Genomic DNA, 15,141 nt, shown 5'->3' on the forward strand with positions numbered 1-15,141 from the left:
TGTTAGTTTTCATCAATCGGGCGTTTAAGGGGACTACTCGTTAGCGCAGGATGAAATGAAAATCGTGTCTCTAATAGAAGAAAAAAGGTATGTGGTTAGAGGCAGATAGGGATTCATTTCATTATTTCTGGTAATTGTATAAGGGGGATTTTTTGTGAAAAAGTCAAAAAAAATGCTAGCTGGAGCAACTCTTGCTATTGGCGTTATAGCACCACAAGTGTTGCCAACAACAGCTCATGCGGATGAGAAAACTGGGGAGAGTACAGTTAACTTACGAATTCTAGAAACATCAGATATTCACGTTAACTTAATGAATTACGATTATTATCAAACGAAAACAGATAATAAAGTAGGTCTCGTGCAAACTGCAACACTTGTTAATAAAGCGCGTGAAGAAGCGAAGAACTCTGTCTTATTTGATGATGGGGATGCATTACAAGGTACGCCACTTGGGGATTATGTGGCGAATAAAATAAATGATCCGAAAAAGCCGGTTGATCCGAGTTATGTACATCCATTATATCGTCTAATGAATTTAATGAAGTATGACGTCATCTCTCTTGGAAACCATGAATTTAACTATGGCTTAGATTATTTAAACAAAGTAATTAGTAAAACGGAATTCCCAGTTATTAACTCGAACGTCTATAAAGACGATCACGATAATAATGAAGAGAACGATAAAAATTACTTTAAACCATATCATATTTTTGAAAAAGAAGTAGAGGATGAATCTGGTCAAAAGCAAAAGGTGAAAATTGGTGTAATGGGATTTGTTCCACCTCAAGTTATGAACTGGGATAAAGCAAATTTAGAAGGAAAAGTAAAAGCGAAAGATATTGTTCAAACAGCGAAGAACATGGTACCGAAAATGAAAGAAGAAGGTGCAGACGTTATCGTTGCGTTAGCTCATTCAGGTGTTGATAAGAGTGGATACAACGTTGGAATGGAAAATGCATCGTATTATTTAACAGAAATTCCTGGTGTTGATGCAGTATTAATGGGACACTCACATACTGTAGTAACAGATACATTTAATGGTGTTCCGGTTGTAATGCCAGGTGTTTTTGGAAGTAATTTAGGGATTATTGATATGCAATTGAAAAAGGTAGAAGGAAAATGGCAAGTACAAAAAGAGCAATCTAAGCCACAAGTTCGTCCAATTGCTGATAATAAAGGGAATCCATTAGTAGAATCCGATCAAAAACTAGTTAATGAAATTAAAGATGATCATGAAGCAACAATTAACTATGTAAATACAGCTGTAGGTAAAACGACAGCACCAATTAATAGTTATTTTTCATTAGTACAAGATGATCCTTCCGTACAACTTGTGACGAATGCACAAAAATGGTATGTAGAAAAGTTATTCGCTGAAAACGGACAATATAGTAAATATAAAGGAATTCCGGTATTATCCGCAGGAGCACCATTTAAAGCAGGTGGCCGAAACGGTGCTACATATTATACGGATATTCCAGCAGGGACGTTAGCAATTAAAAACGTAGCGGATTTATATGTATATCCAAATACATTATATGCTGTAAAAGTAAGCGGGGCACAAGTGAAAGAATGGCTTGAAATGTCTGCTGGTCAATTTAATCAAATTGATTCAAAGAAAACAGAAGAACAGCCACTAGTAAATATAGGTTATCCTACATATAATTTTGATGTTTTAGATGGCTTAAAATACGAAATTGACGTAACGCAACCAGCGAAATACGATAAAGATGGCAAAGTTGTAAATGAAAATACGAATCGTATTGTAAATATGACGTATGAAGGTAAGCCTGTAGCTGACAATCAAGAGTTCATTGTAGCTACAAATAACTATCGCGGAAGTAGCCAAACGTTCCCTGGTGTAAGTAAAGGCGAAGTTGTATACCAATCGCAAGATGAAACACGTCAGATTATTGTGAAGTACATGCAAGAAACACCAGTTATTAATCCAGCAGCAGATCAAAATTGGGCGTTTAAACCGATTATTGCAGATAAATTAAATACAACATTTGATTCTTCACCAAATGCACAAAAATATATAAAGAAAGATGGAAAAATATCATATGTTGGACCATCTGAAAATGAATTCGCTAAATATGCAATTGATATAACGAAGAAGAACGACGGTGGTAAGGAAACTGGTGGAGAGAATCCAACGACACCGCCAACAGGTGATGGCAATAATGGAGAGAATCCAACGACACCACCAACAGGTGATGGCAATAATGGGGAGAATCCAACGGCACCGCCAACAGATGAAGGTAATAATGGAAATGAACCAAAACAAGATGGAAACAACGCAGGATCTGGACAAACTACAACGGATAATCAAAATACAAAAGAAACAACAACTGTAAGTGAAAATAAAGAGGAACGTGATTTACCGAAAACAGGTGCGAGTATTGCTTCTACAATTGGAGTTGGTCTGGCGTTTGTTGGAGCGGGATTACTTATGTTATTTAGAAGAAAGAAAGCAAATAAATAGATAGTAAAGTGTTGTATGAAAAAAGGATTACCGATTACGGTAATCCTTTTTTTATTCTATATTATGAAACTGGTACTGCTTTTTCTTTCTTCCATGAAAGACCAAATCCAGTGAAACCAACAATAATTGTTAAGACTGGGCAAGCTAAACAGAAGATTGCGTATGGAACATAATCGAATGTTGGAACGCTAAGGACGTTTGTTAAGAATACGCCGCTTACACCCCATGGTACGAGCGGATTAATTACTGTACCAGCATCTTCTAATACTCGTGATAAATTACGACGTTCTAAACCGACTTCATCGTATTTGTTAGCGAATGCTTGTCCTGTTAAAACGATTGATAAGTATTGTTCGCCAAGTAAGAAGTTTACACCAATTGCAGTGAAAGCGGTAGAGACGATTAAGCGTGTACTATTTTTTACGAAGCTAGAGATGATATTCATCAGCTGCGTGATAATGCCCATTCCTTGTAGTAACCCCCCCATACAAAGAGCGAGGAAAATAAGAGCAATTGACATCATCATACTTTGTAAACCACCCCGAGATAATAAGCTATCAATATCTTTTATACCAGTTTTAGAAACGTAACCATCTTGCATAATTTTCATTAAATCAGCTAAAGAAGTACTAGGGTTAAAAATAAAGAGAATGATGATCCCTACTACGATTCCTGCAAGTAATGTTGGAACTGCGGGTACTTTCTTAAATGCGAATAGGAACAGTAATAAAATCGGAATAAGTGTAACGATAGAAATCGTTGCATTTTTTTCTAACGTACTAATAAAGTTTGTGAAATCAACGTCTCCTCTAGTGCCGCTTCCTAAAATGAAAAATGCGATAAAAGCAATAATGAAAGCAGGGACTGTTGTCCAAAGCATGTTGCGAATATGTTCAAATAAATCTACACCAGTTACAGCTGGAGCTAAGTTTGTTGTATCAGATAAAGGAGACATTTTATCCCCAAAGAATGCACCAGAAATAATTGCACCAGCAATAAGAGCTGGATCGTATCCGAGAGCACTACCCATTCCCATAAAGGCAAGCCCTACTGTTGCTGCAGTTGTAAATGCACTACCGATACTTGTTCCAACAATTGCACAAACAACAAAAACAGTAGGAACGAAAATTTTTGGAGATACAAGTTGGAATCCGTATACCATTAAAGTTGGAATTGTTCCAGCTGCGATCCAAACACTAATTAATACTCCTACAAGTAAGAAAATAAAAATAGATGGAATACCAGCTGAAATACTACTTATCATCCCTTTTTCCATAGTAGACCAAGAGATTTTTTTCATAAATCCAAACGCTAATAAAATAACGATGCCGAATAAAATTGGGATATGTGGTGAAACTTCTAATTGAATAACACTAAAGCCAATACAGAAAAAGATAAAAAATGTTAAAAGAATAGATTCAATTTTTGAAATCATTGTTTTCCCCTCCTAATTAATCTAAAATAGCTCTTTTTTATATAAAATTCGCCAATACTGTATATTCCTTTATGAAATTTAGAATCTTGTGACAAATTACCGGTAATTGTTTTTCATCATAAAGTTTAAAAAATCGGGATTTATCAAGCTTTGTATCTCTCCTATCTCAAATTTTTAGGATAATCGCTCAATAAAGATTGGAATAAAAAAACGCCCCTGCATATAATTATGCAGGGACGAAGAAATCGCGGTACCACCCTAGCTTGTGAAAGGAATGTATCACAAAATAAAGGACCATATGATATGCGCTAATAAAATAAAAACGCCCCTGCAATATATGCAGGGACGAAAAATTCGCGGTACCACCCTAAATTGTGAAACAGTGTCGTTTCACCACTCTTTAGACATAACGGTCTAAACCGTCTTTCACTACTCCTCACGTTTCGTAAAAGAAGCTCCAGGGGGTAATTCATAAATCGCTCTGTACTGGTTCGCACCGACCACCAGCTCTCTGAAATCAGAAAACGAAATACTACTAAATCCTATCAACGCCGATTCATATGATGTTAGTTAAATTTTTATCATATATTCATCATACATGTCAATAAAAATATTCGATATTTTTTTAGGGGAATAAAGGAGAAATGGTTTTTATACTATAAAAATGTGCGTTATAATGAATTTGAAAGGGGAGGAAAGAGTGAAGAAAAAAATAATTCTTTTTACCACCTTACTAGTCGTTGGCGGAAGTGCTGGAATTTACACAGCTTTTGCAGCTGAATTAGAGCAGTCGAAACAAACGCAAATACAGCAGTCAGAAGTGAAGAAAGTGAAAGAAACTGAAGAGAAGAAATCGATGGAAAAATCAGCTGCAAAACTAGGAGTTTCTACTGAAGGGAAAACAAAAGAAGAGATTACGAAAGAAGTAGATACCGCTAGGTTTGAGCAGCGCCATGATTTATTAATTGAGCATGCTAAGCAACTTGGAATTGATACAGAAGGAAAAAAAGAGGAAGAGATTATTTTAGAAATTGGAAAGATACAACATGGAAAGTAGAACAACTTATCGTATGATAAGTTGTTCTTTTTTAAGAACTATTTGATTTAAAAATAATTGACAGTCATTTAATTTTAATGTTAACTATATTTATAAACAAGTTAACATTAGGGGTGACAATTGTGACTGTTAATAGTAACACGAGTAAAAAATCGTCTTATACATATGAAGAATTATCGAAGAAGAATAAAGATTACGTATGGCATCCATTTACACAAATGAAAGATTATTTAGAAGAAGATCCTGTCATTATTGAACGTGGAGAGGGAAGAAAGCTATACGATGTAAATGGAAATGAATATTGGGATGGTGTTTCGTCTATTTGGTTAAATGTTCATGGGCATCAAGTACCAGAACTAGATGAGGCAATTCGTGAGCAATTAAATAAAATTGCCCATTCTACTATGTTAGGACTTGCTAACGTTCCATCTATTTTATTAGCAGAAAAAATAATTGATGTTGTACCAGAAGGCTTGAAGAAAGTATTTTATTCAGACTCTGGTTCTACCGCTGTTGAAATTGCAATTAAGATGGCTTTTCAATATTGGCAGCATAAAGGAAAACCGAGAAAACAAAGATTTGTTACATTAAAAGAAGCATATCACGGTGATACAATAGGTGCTGTTTCAGTAGGAGCAATAGACTTGTTTCACCAAGTGTATAGTTCACTATTATTTGAGGCAATTAAAATGCCGTATCCATATACATATCGTTCTCCTTATGGAGATAATAAGGAACAAATTGTAAAGAAACATTTAGAAGAAATGGAAGAATTGCTGAAAGAAAAACATGAAGAAATTGCAGCAATTATTGTAGAACCTTTAATGCAAGGTGCTGGAGGCATGATTACAATGCCAAAAGGATATTTAAAAGGGCTACGTAATTTATGTACAAAATATAATGTTTTATTTATTACAGATGAGGTAGCGACTGGGTTTGGGCGTACGGGGAAAATGTTTGCGTGTGAACATGAAAATGTGACGCCGGACATTTTAACAGCTGGGAAAGGTTTAACAGGTGGATATTTACCAATTGCTGTTACGGTAACGACAGACGAAATATATAATGCCTTCTTAGGAGAGTATGAGGAACAAAAAACATTTTTCCATGGGCATAGTTACACAGGTAATCCGTTAGGGTGTGCGGTAGCAATTGCGAATCTAGAACTATATGAAAAAACTAATTTAATAGAATCTGTTGCGCATAAAACAGAATATGTAGCGGGGCAATTAGAAGCGCTTAATGAATATAAGCACGTAGGTGATATTCGTCAGTGCGGATTAATGATTGGTATTGAACTTGTGAAAAATAAAGAAATGAAAGAATCGTATGAATGGACAGAAAGAGTCGGTGTTCAAGTGTGTAAACGCTCAAGAGAGTTAGGCATGATTTTACGTCCGCTTGGTAACACCATTGTATTTATGCCTCCTCTTGCATCTACAATTGCTGAAATTGATGAGATGTTACGCATTTTATATAAAGCAATCTCGGATGTTACGGAGGAAGAATAATGAGTGGTTTTTTCATAACGGCAACTGATACTGAAGTTGGAAAAACTGTGGTTGCAGGTGCGTTAGCAGGTGTATTTAGAGAATTGGGATATAACGTAGGGGTATATAAACCGTTGCAAAGTGGACATGCTGCATCAAACGCAGAGGGAGATGCAGCAAGGTTAAAAGCCTTATCGGGTGTATCGACAAGAGAAGAAGAAATTTGTCCGTATTCTATTGAAGAACCACTTGCTCCGAGACTTGCTATGAAAAGAGCTGGAAGGACAGTAACGTTAAAAGAAATTACTGATCACTATAATGAACTACTAAAAGAGTTTAATAGCCTATTTGTAGAAGGGGCTGGTGGGCTTGCAGTCCCATATACAGAAGATGCTTTAGTAATCGATTTTGCAAAAGAATTACAGCTTCCTCTTATTGTAGTAGCGCGTCCTACACTAGGAACAGTGAATCATACTGTCTTAACGATTTCTTATGCAAGGGCACATGGCTTAACAGTAGCAGGTGTCATTTTGTCTGGTTGTAAAGAATGTGAAAAAGAAAGAGTACAAGAAAACAAAGAAATGATTGAAGAGTTGAGCGGGGTACCGGTTTTAGGTTTATTACCATTCCTTGAAGGTGATTTTACTAGGGAAGAATTATTGGAATCGGCAAAAGAACATATTATGATTTCAAAATTAGAGGAGTCCATCCAAAATGAATCAAAAGTGGCGCGCGCATCTTCAATCTAAAATAGAACAATTAAGAGAGCAAGGACAGTATCGTAATTTGCATGTGACAGAGAAAGCGGAAGAGACATGGCTTATTCGAAATGAGAAAAGGATGCTAAATTTAGCGTCAAATAATTATTTAGGGTTAGCTGGAGATGAAAGGTTGAAAGAAGCTGCTATTGCTTGCACAAGAAAATATGGAACTGGAGCGACAGCATCTCGTCTCGTTGTAGGAAATTATCCACTGTATGAAGAGGTTGAGAGAAGTATATGCAACTGGAAAGGTACTGAAAGAGCGTTAATCGTAAATAGTGGGTATACAGCAAATGTAGGTGTACTATCTTCTTTAGCTGGTCGTCACGATATTGTTTTTAGTGATAAATTAAATCACGCAAGTATTGTTGATGGAATTATATTAAGCGGTGCAGAACATAAAAGGTATCGTCATAATGATTTGGATCATTTAGAGAAGATGTTGAAAGTAGCGTCACCTGACAAGAGGAAATTAATCGTAACTGATACTGTTTTTAGTATGGATGGTGATACTGCATATTTGAGAGATTTAGTGAAGCTGAAAGAGAAATACGGGGCAATCATTATAGTTGATGAAGCACATGCGAGTGGAATATATGGAATCGATGGAGCTGGATTATCTCATATAGAAAAAGATCTTGCTCAAAAAATCGATATACATATGGGGACGTTTAGCAAGGCTTTAGGGTGTTATGGTGCGTATTTAACAGGTGATGCAATTTATATAGAGTACTTACAAAATAGGATGAGAAGCTTTGTTTTTACTACAGCTTTACCACCAGGAGCATTAGGAGCAGTGCAAAAAGCAATTGAGATTGTAAAAGAAGATAACGAAAGAAGAGAGAACCTTATAGCGAATGGTGCATATTTCAGGACGCATTTACAAGAAGCTGGTTTTGACATTGGGAATAGCTCAACTCATATTGTACCAATTGTAGTCGGTTCAAATGAAAATGCTTTACGGTTTAGTGAAAGATTACAAGAGATAGGTATCGCAGCCATTGCAATTCGTCCGCCAACTGTTCCGATTGGTAGTTCCCGAATTCGCTTTGCTGTTACGTCACAACATACAATGGCGGATTTAAAATGGGCCATTCAGCATATTATACGCATCGGTAAAGAAGAGGGGTTTTTAGTATGAAAGAGCTAAAGGTTATTTTTATTCCTGGGTGGGGAATGGAAGAAGATGTTTGGACTTTTGTACTTCCGTATTTTAAAGACTATCCTGTTCAATGTTTAGATTGGCGTAATGTGAAAGAACAAAGTGAATTTGCGGGACGAATAATAGAGGTAGCACGTGATGAAAATGTAATTTTAGTTGGATGGTCATTAGGAGCATTAGCGGCAATTCAAGCTTATAAAAAGATTAAGGCGAAAGGTATTGTACTAATTGGCGGTACTGCTAAATTTACAAATACGAGCGACTATACGAGTGGATGGAATTCTTTGCATGTAGAACGGCTGAAAAAGAATTTGGCGAGAAAGAAAGAAGATACGTTGAAGCGGTTCTATGAAAATATGTTTACAAAAAATGAGTTGAAAGCGAATGGGGATTTTGAAGAGATTGTAAAACGTTTTAAAGGTGATGATATTCAGTCTTTACAATTAGGTTTAGATTATTTAATAGAAACAGATATGAGAGAAGAACTGAAAGGAGTTAAAGTACCTATACTACTTATTCACGGAGAACAGGATGTAATATGCCCATTGTCTGCAGCACGTAGTATGACGGAGAATAGGAACAGCAAGCTGAAAGTAGTAAGTGAAGCTGGGCATGCATTATGTGTAACGAATTTCGAATATTGCGCGAATGAGATAATCCAATTTGTAGAGGGGATACGACATGATCAACAAAACGTTACTGCAAAAACGGTTTAATGGGGCAGCCGTATCTTACGATCAATATGCAAGTGTACAAAAGAAGATGGCACATTCGTTACTTTCTATATTGAATCGGCGATATAGTGCAACAGCATCAATACGTATTTTAGAACTTGGATGCGGGACAGGATATGTAACAGAGCAATTATCAAATTTATTTCCGAAAGCGCATATTACAGCTGTTGATTTTGCTGAAAGTATGATCGCAGTTGCGAAAACTAGACATAATGTAAAAAATGTAACGTTTCACTGTGAGGATATTGAACGATTACGACTAGAGGAATCGTATGATGTCATTATTTCAAATGCCACATTTCAATGGCTGAATAATGTAAAACAAGTGATAAGAAATTTATTTCATCATTTGTCTATAGATGGCGTACTACTCTTTTCAACGTTTGGACATGAAACATTTCAAGAATTGCATGCTTCATTCCAGCGGGCGAAAGAAGAAAAAAATATACGAAATGAAACATCGATTGGTCAACGTTTTTATTCGAAAGATCAGTTACTCGATATATGTAGGATAGAAACAGGGGATGTGCATGTTTCTGAAACATGTTACATAGAAAGATTTACAGAAGTTAGGGAGTTTCTACACTCTATTCGAAAAGTAGGAGCGACCAATAGTAATGAAGAGTCTTATTGTCAAAGCCCTTCACTCTTTCGTACGATGCTTCGTATATACGAAAGAGACTTCACGGAAAAAGAAGGGATAGTAGCAACATATCATGCTTTATTTACGTATATAACAAAAGAGGGGAAGAGATGAAATGAAACAAGTACAAACAAAAAGGGATTGGAAAAAACTTGCATATGACGTAGTAGAAGAGAAAATGATTACGAAAGAAGATGCAATTGCAATATTAGAAGCTGATGATACAGAGGTTTTAGAAATTATGAATGCAGCTTACATCATTCGCCATCATCATTTTGGTAAGAAAGTAAAGTTGAATATGATTATAAATACGAAATCTGGATTATGTCCTGAAGATTGCGGGTATTGTTCACAGTCTATTATTTCAGAAGCACCGATTGATAAGTATGCATGGTTAACACAAGAGAAAATTGTTGAAGGAGCGCACGAAGCAATTCGTCGTAAAGCAGGTACATATTGTATTGTTGCATCTGGTCGTCGTCCGACGGATAAAGAAGTAAATCACGTTATTGGAGCAGTGAAGGAAATTCGTGAAACGACAGATTTGAAAATTTGCTGTTGTTTAGGATTTTTAAATGAAGATCAAGCAGGTCAGTTAGCAGAAGCTGGTGTGCATCGTTATAACCACAATTTAAATACGCATGCTAACAATTATGATAGCATTTGTTCAACGCATACGTATGACGATCGTGTTGATACAGTCCAAAAAGCGAAGCAAGCCGGTATTTCTCCATGCTCTGGAGCAATTTTCGGAATGGGAGAAACGATTGAACAGCGCGCTGAAATTGCCTTTGAATTACAACGTTTAGATGCGGATTCTATTCCGTGTAATTTTCTTGTTGCTGTAAAGGGTACTCCGCTTGAAGGACAAAAAGAATTAACACCTGTAGAATGTTTAAAAGTGCTGGCGATGATGCGTTTTGTAAATCCAACAAAAGAAATTCGTATTTCAGGCGGTCGAGAACTTAATTTACGTTCTGTACAGCCACTTGGTTTATTTGCAGCAAACTCTATCTTTGTCGGGGACTATTTAACAACAGCTGGACAAGAGCCGACTGCGGACTGGGGTATGATTGAAGATTTAGGATTTGAGATTGAAGAATGTGCGCTATAAGATAGATGAAAAGCAAACTCTTTAAAGGGTTTGCTTTTTTTTGTAAATAAAATGTAATAAAAGTCCATTAACGCTTGATAGTAGTCACTTTTGGACGAGAAAAATAATTTTGTGGACGAATTTTCCAAGCTCTAATTGTACATAGTAAAAATGTAATTTATATCGGGTTGGAGGATTTTACATGTACAAATACATATTAGCCATTATGACTTGTCTGATTTTAATAAAAGCGATAAGTGCTGATCCAGTTAAGGCGGCTGAAAATCCTGAACAAAAAGAAATGCAACAAAGAATTGAACAGCATTTTCGAACGAAAGCTGAACATTTTGGACTTGAAACAGAAGGAAAAGATTTAAAAGAAGTAAGGAAGGAAATTTCTATTATAGAAAAAGCGAAAAAGAGAGAAAATGTGTGGAGAACAGCACAAACTCTTCGTATAAAAACAGAAGGAAAAACGATGGATGAATTAATAGAAGATGTACGAAAAAAGGTGAAAAAATAAAAAAAGAGGCCGCAGCCTCTTTTTTTAAGCCCATTGTTTTGATAAATGAGCCATTTCAATCGCAGCAACTGCTGATTCATATCCTTTATTACCAGCTTTTGTACCTGCACGTTCAATCGCTTGTTCAATTGTTTCTGTCGTTAATACACCGAAAATAACTGGAATGTCCGTTTGTAGTGATAAAGACGCAACACCTTTTGCTACTTCATTACAAACGTAATCGTAATGCGTTGTAGCACCGCGAATTACTGTACCTAATGTAATAACAGCATCATATTTTCCGCTATTTGCCATCTTTTTAGCGATTAAAGGAATTTCAAATGCACCAGGAACCCATGCAACATCAATATCATTCTCTTCTACACCGTGACGCTTTAATCCATCTAAAGCTCCGCCAAGTAACTTACTTGTAATAAACTCATTAAAACGTCCAACAACAACCCCAACTTTTAATCCTGTACCAACTAAATGACCTTCGAATACCATAATGTATCTCTCCCTTAATTATAAGTTTAGTAAATGTCCTAATTTGTTTACTTTCGTTTGTAAATACGTTTTATTTTCTTCTTTTGCTGGCATTTGCAACGGTACACGCTCGGTTACTTCTAAATCGTAACCTTGTAAGCCAGCAATTTTTCGTGGATTATTCGTTAATAATCGTAAACTTTGTAAACCTAAATCCTTTAAAATTTGAGCGCCAATACCGTAATCACGAAGATCAGCTGGGAACCCAAGTTTTTCATTTGCTTCTACAGTATCGAACCCTTCTTCTTGTAACTTATAAGCGCGAAGCTTATTAAGAAGGCCAATGCCGCGTCCCTCTTGTCTCATATAGAGAAGAACACCTTTTCCTTCACGCTCAATTTGAGCAAGTGCAGCATGTAGTTGTGGTCCGCAATCACAGCGGCGCGAACCAAATACATCTCCTGTCAAGCATTCTGAATGAACGCGTACAAGTACAGGTTCGCCTGTTGAAACATCACCTTTTACGAGCGCGATATGTTCTTTCATATCTAATGAGTTAGAATAGCCAATTGCATGAAAAGTACCGAAATCTGTAGGTAATGTAATTTCCACTTCTCTCGTCACAAGTGTTTCGTGATGGCGGCGATAAGCAATTAAATCTTCAATTGTAATCATTTTTATATCAAATTGTTTTGCACACTGTATTAAATCAGGTACACGTGCCATCGTCCCATCTTCATTTATAATCTCGCAAATGACGCCAGCTGGCTCAGTTCCGCAAAGTTTTGCTAAATCAACAGCAGCTTCTGTATGACCTGCGCGGCGAAGGACGCCACCTTCTTTCGCAATTAATGGAAAGATATGTCCAGGGCGGTTAAAATCAGTTCCTTTAGATGCGGGATTTAATAATTCCTGTATTGTTGTAGCACGCTCATGAGCACTAATGCCTGTTGTTGTAGAAACGTGATCGATGCTTACTGTAAAAGCAGTATGATGCGAATCCGTATTATGAGAAACCATTGGTTCTAACTGTAGACGTTCTGCGTATTGCTCCGTAATCGGTACGCAAACGAGACCACGACCGTGTGTAATCATAAAATTAATCGTTTCTGGTGTAATGTACTCTGCTAAAGCAATAAAATCGCCTTCATTTTCTCGGTTTTCATCATCACATACGATAACGACTTTTCCTTGTTTTAAATCTTCTAGAGCTTCTTCAATACGATGAAACATTGTGCTTCCCCCTTATAGAAATCCGTTTTCTTGTAAAAAGCTTTCGGTCATTGAATCTGTTCTTTTTACAGGTTTAGTAATAAAGCGTTCGATATATTTACCAATGATGTCACACTCAATGTTTACGATATCTCCAGCATTCTTGTCCCCGATAACAGATTCGCTTACTGTGTGCGGGATGAGTGAAATGGTAATAGAAGAATCGTCTATATCAAATATCGTTAAACTAGTGCCATCAACAGCAACGGATCCTTTATGCAAACAATAGCGTAGTAATTCATCAGAAATTGCTATTTTATAATAGACGGCATTATAGTGTTGTTTTTTTGTTAAAATCGTTCCGATGCCATCAATATGTCCTGAAACGAAATGTCCACCGAATCGTCCGTTCGCAGCCATTGCCCGTTCTAAATTCACTTTGGCACTTGGTTTTAGCATACGAAGTGATGTTGCATTCATTGTTTCAGGCATTGCATCAACAGTGAATGAAGTAGTCGTAAAAGTAGTTACTGTTAAGCAAATGCCGTTAACCGCGATACTATCACCTAATTTGACATCTGATAAAATTTGATTTGCACTAATAGTTAGCTTCATTGCTTCACCACTTTGAGTCATGCTTGATATCGTTCCTAACTCTTCTACAATTCCTGTAAACATTCCGTCACCTCGCTTTTTAAGGTTGCAACAATTTTTATATCATTACCAATTTGTTTCATCTCTTGAATTGTTAAGGAAAGTGCATCTTGTAACTTCGAAAAACCAGCTCCGCCAAATAAAGTGGGTGCATCTTTTCCGCCAATTAATTTCGGGCTTATATAGGTCACAATTTCATTAAAACTATTTGTTTTTAAGAAGTTTGCATGTACTGTTTGACCACCTTCAACGAACAGAGAAAGAATTTGTTTCTCTCCGAGTAGGGATAGGACATCTTGTATTTCACTTTGCTTCGTTTTCATTTGGAATACAGCTATATTGTTAGATTCATAAGACGCTATTTTCTCTTTATTTACATCCTTACCGACAATAATCCATGTCGGAGCTAAGCCATCTGTTATGACATGAGAAGATGGCGGCGTTCGTAAGTGGGTATCTAAAATAACGCGTATAGGATGTTTACCTCCGTTTGGAATTCGTGTTGTTAAGTGTGGATTATCAGTTATAACTGTATTCACACCGACAAGGATAGCGTCATGCATATGACGATATTGGTGAACATCAGCTCGCGCTTCTTCACCTGTAATCCACTTACTTTCCCCCGTTACAGTCGCTGTTTTTCCATCTAAGCTCATTGCTGTTTTTATTGTTACAAATGGCTGTTTCGTTTTCATATAGTGAAAAAAGTATCGATTTAATAAAGTTGCTTCCGCTTCAAGAACACCAGTAGTCACCTTGATTCCAGCTTCTTCTAATCTCCTTTTTCCATTACCAGAAACGAGTGGATTGCAATCAAGGGTGGCGATTACAACACGCTTGACTCCCTTTTCAATGAGTAATTCACAGCAAGGCGGTGTTTTTCCAAAATGGCTACACGGTTCAAGTGTTACATAAACGGTAGCGCCTTTTGCTCTTTCTCCAGCCATGTGAAGAGCATGAACTTCAGCGTGTTCTTCACCGGCACGCATGTGGGCACCGATTCCGACAATGTTGCCATCTTTTACAACAACAGCACCAACCATAGGATTTGGGCTTGTTTGTCCCGATGTTCCTTGTGCTAACTGCAAGGCAATCCTCATATATTCTTGATCTGTCATTCTCGTCACCTCTCCTGAAAAAATCAAAAACCCCCAAGGATATAGAATCCTTGGGGGTTGGGAGACGTGATTTCTAGAAATATAGTTCGAATACGAAAGTATAGGAAAGAAACCTAACGATGACTGATATTTTGGTATAAGAAAAAAACCTAGCAAAATATCGAGTTTTTCAAACGCTAGTCGTATCTTTTTATTTCAGTATAGAAACATAAGTATACAAAATAAAACATATATAAAGAGTCAAAATGAACCTTTAAAAATATGCATACTGAAATAAAAGTGTATTCGCTATATATAATTACTAGAAAA

Annotated in this window: 14 protein-coding genes and 1 other annotated feature; of the genes, 9 read left to right on the forward strand and 5 right to left on the reverse strand. The window is 36.6% G+C overall.

The window, feature by feature from the left end; translation table 11 throughout:
• The first annotated feature begins 154 nt into the window (after window positions 1–154).
• Window positions 155–2,485, forward strand: coding sequence for a bifunctional 2',3'-cyclic-nucleotide 2'-phosphodiesterase/3'-nucleotidase (gene cpdB / locus JTF23_RS06320; RefSeq protein ID WP_204208305.1), 2,331 nt, complete (start codon window positions 155–157; stop codon window positions 2,483–2,485).
• A 61-nt stretch (window positions 2,486–2,546) separates the two neighbouring features.
• On the opposite strand, the gene nhaC is transcribed toward cpdB, so the two are convergent.
• Window positions 2,547–3,920, reverse strand: a complete 1,374-nt coding sequence (gene nhaC, locus JTF23_RS06325) for a Na+/H+ antiporter NhaC (RefSeq protein WP_002160581.1) — start codon at window positions 3,918–3,920, stop codon at window positions 2,547–2,549.
• A 338-nt stretch (window positions 3,921–4,258) separates the two neighbouring features.
• Window positions 4,259–4,478: a binding site (T-box leader), on the reverse strand.
• A gap of 142 nt (window positions 4,479–4,620) precedes the next feature.
• Here nhaC and JTF23_RS06330 point away from each other — a divergent pair.
• The 8 genes from JTF23_RS06330 (at window position 4,621) to JTF23_RS06365 (ending at window position 11,383) form a co-directional block, all read left to right on the forward strand.
• Complete coding sequence (locus tag JTF23_RS06330) at window positions 4,621–4,977, forward strand: hypothetical protein (protein ID WP_204208306.1); 357 nt, start codon at window positions 4,621–4,623, stop codon at window positions 4,975–4,977.
• Between the two features lie 77 nt (window positions 4,978–5,054).
• Window positions 5,055–6,488, forward strand: a complete 1,434-nt coding sequence (gene bioA, locus JTF23_RS06335; RefSeq protein WP_204208307.1) for an adenosylmethionine--8-amino-7-oxononanoate transaminase — start codon at window positions 5,055–5,057, stop codon at window positions 6,486–6,488.
• Window positions 6,488–7,216 carry a dethiobiotin synthase gene (gene bioD, locus JTF23_RS06340; protein ID WP_002111673.1) on the forward strand — a complete coding sequence of 243 codons (729 nt, stop codon included), beginning with the start codon at window positions 6,488–6,490 and terminating at the stop codon, window positions 7,214–7,216. Before bioA ends, bioD begins: the two co-directional genes overlap by 1 nt.
• Window positions 7,182–8,369, forward strand: a complete 1,188-nt coding sequence (gene bioF, locus JTF23_RS06345) for an 8-amino-7-oxononanoate synthase (RefSeq protein ID WP_204208308.1) — start codon at window positions 7,182–7,184, stop codon at window positions 8,367–8,369. The genes bioD and bioF overlap by 35 nt, the downstream gene beginning before the upstream one ends.
• The gene (locus JTF23_RS06350) at window positions 8,366–9,106 is read left to right on the forward strand and encodes an alpha/beta fold hydrolase (RefSeq protein ID WP_204208309.1); all 741 of its coding nucleotides are present in this window, start codon (window positions 8,366–8,368) and stop codon (window positions 9,104–9,106) included. The genes bioF and JTF23_RS06350 overlap by 4 nt, the downstream gene beginning before the upstream one ends.
• A complete protein-coding gene (bioC, locus tag JTF23_RS06355) occupies window positions 9,072–9,881 on the forward strand; it encodes a malonyl-ACP O-methyltransferase BioC (RefSeq protein ID WP_204208310.1) in 810 nt (269 codons plus the stop codon). The genes JTF23_RS06350 and bioC overlap by 35 nt, the downstream gene beginning before the upstream one ends.
• Window position 9,882: 1 nt before the next feature.
• The gene (gene bioB / locus JTF23_RS06360) at window positions 9,883–10,881 is read left to right on the forward strand and encodes a biotin synthase (protein WP_000815853.1); all 999 of its coding nucleotides are present in this window, start codon (window positions 9,883–9,885) and stop codon (window positions 10,879–10,881) included.
• A 181-nt stretch (window positions 10,882–11,062) separates the two neighbouring features.
• Entirely contained in the window at window positions 11,063–11,383 is a 321-nt protein-coding gene (locus JTF23_RS06365; protein WP_204208311.1) for a hypothetical protein, read from the forward strand.
• 24 nt (window positions 11,384–11,407) lie between these two features.
• On the opposite strand, the gene ribH is transcribed toward JTF23_RS06365, so the two are convergent.
• From ribH to ribD, 4 genes are read right to left on the reverse strand one after another with little or no spacing between them, the layout of a single operon-like run.
• Window positions 11,408–11,869, reverse strand: a complete 462-nt coding sequence (gene ribH, locus JTF23_RS06370; RefSeq protein WP_000230892.1) for a 6,7-dimethyl-8-ribityllumazine synthase — start codon at window positions 11,867–11,869, stop codon at window positions 11,408–11,410.
• Between the two features lie 18 nt (window positions 11,870–11,887).
• Window positions 11,888–13,081: a bifunctional 3,4-dihydroxy-2-butanone-4-phosphate synthase/GTP cyclohydrolase II gene (gene ribBA / locus JTF23_RS06375; protein WP_204208312.1), complete on the reverse strand. Its 1,194-nt coding sequence runs from the start codon at window positions 13,079–13,081 to the stop codon at window positions 11,888–11,890.
• Window positions 13,082–13,093: 12 nt separating this feature from the next.
• Window positions 13,094–13,738, reverse strand: a complete 645-nt coding sequence (gene ribE, locus JTF23_RS06380) for a riboflavin synthase (protein ID WP_204208313.1) — start codon at window positions 13,736–13,738, stop codon at window positions 13,094–13,096.
• Entirely contained in the window at window positions 13,720–14,832 is a 1,113-nt protein-coding gene (gene ribD, locus JTF23_RS06385; protein WP_204208314.1) for a bifunctional diaminohydroxyphosphoribosylaminopyrimidine deaminase/5-amino-6-(5-phosphoribosylamino)uracil reductase RibD, read from the reverse strand. The genes ribE and ribD overlap by 19 nt, the downstream gene beginning before the upstream one ends.
• Between the last annotated feature and the right edge of the window lie 309 nt (window positions 14,833–15,141).

Source organism: Bacillus sp. RIT 809, assembly GCF_016892495.1.
Classification (GTDB): domain Bacteria; phylum Bacillota; class Bacilli; order Bacillales; family Bacillaceae_G; genus Bacillus_A; species Bacillus_A cereus_U.

Excerpts from the sequence above, each read along its gene's own strand:
- bioF (WP_204208308.1), top strand. The coding sequence starts at position 7,182 with ATGAATCAAAAGTGGCGCGCGCATCTTCAATCTAAAATAGAACAATTA.
- ribH (WP_000230892.1), bottom strand. The coding sequence starts at position 11,869 with ATGGTATTCGAAGGTCATTTAGTTGGTACAGGATTAAAAGTTGGGGTT.
- ribBA (WP_204208312.1), bottom strand. The coding sequence starts at position 13,081 with ATGTTTCATCGTATTGAAGAAGCTCTAGAAGATTTAAAACAAGGAAAA.
- ribD (WP_204208314.1), bottom strand. The coding sequence starts at position 14,832 with ATGACAGATCAAGAATATATGAGGATTGCCTTGCAGTTAGCACAAGGA.
- JTF23_RS06365 (WP_204208311.1), top strand. The coding sequence starts at position 11,063 with ATGTACAAATACATATTAGCCATTATGACTTGTCTGATTTTAATAAAA.
- nhaC (WP_002160581.1), bottom strand. The coding sequence starts at position 3,920 with ATGATTTCAAAAATTGAATCTATTCTTTTAACATTTTTTATCTTTTTC.
- bioA (WP_204208307.1), top strand. The coding sequence starts at position 5,055 with ATGTTAACTATATTTATAAACAAGTTAACATTAGGGGTGACAATTGTG.
- ribE (WP_204208313.1), bottom strand. The coding sequence starts at position 13,738 with ATGTTTACAGGAATTGTAGAAGAGTTAGGAACGATATCAAGCATGACT.
- bioC (WP_204208310.1), top strand. The coding sequence starts at position 9,072 with ATGATCAACAAAACGTTACTGCAAAAACGGTTTAATGGGGCAGCCGTA.
- bioD (WP_002111673.1), top strand. The coding sequence starts at position 6,488 with ATGAGTGGTTTTTTCATAACGGCAACTGATACTGAAGTTGGAAAAACT.
- JTF23_RS06350 (WP_204208309.1), top strand. The coding sequence starts at position 8,366 with ATGAAAGAGCTAAAGGTTATTTTTATTCCTGGGTGGGGAATGGAAGAA.
- bioB (WP_000815853.1), top strand. The coding sequence starts at position 9,883 with ATGAAACAAGTACAAACAAAAAGGGATTGGAAAAAACTTGCATATGAC.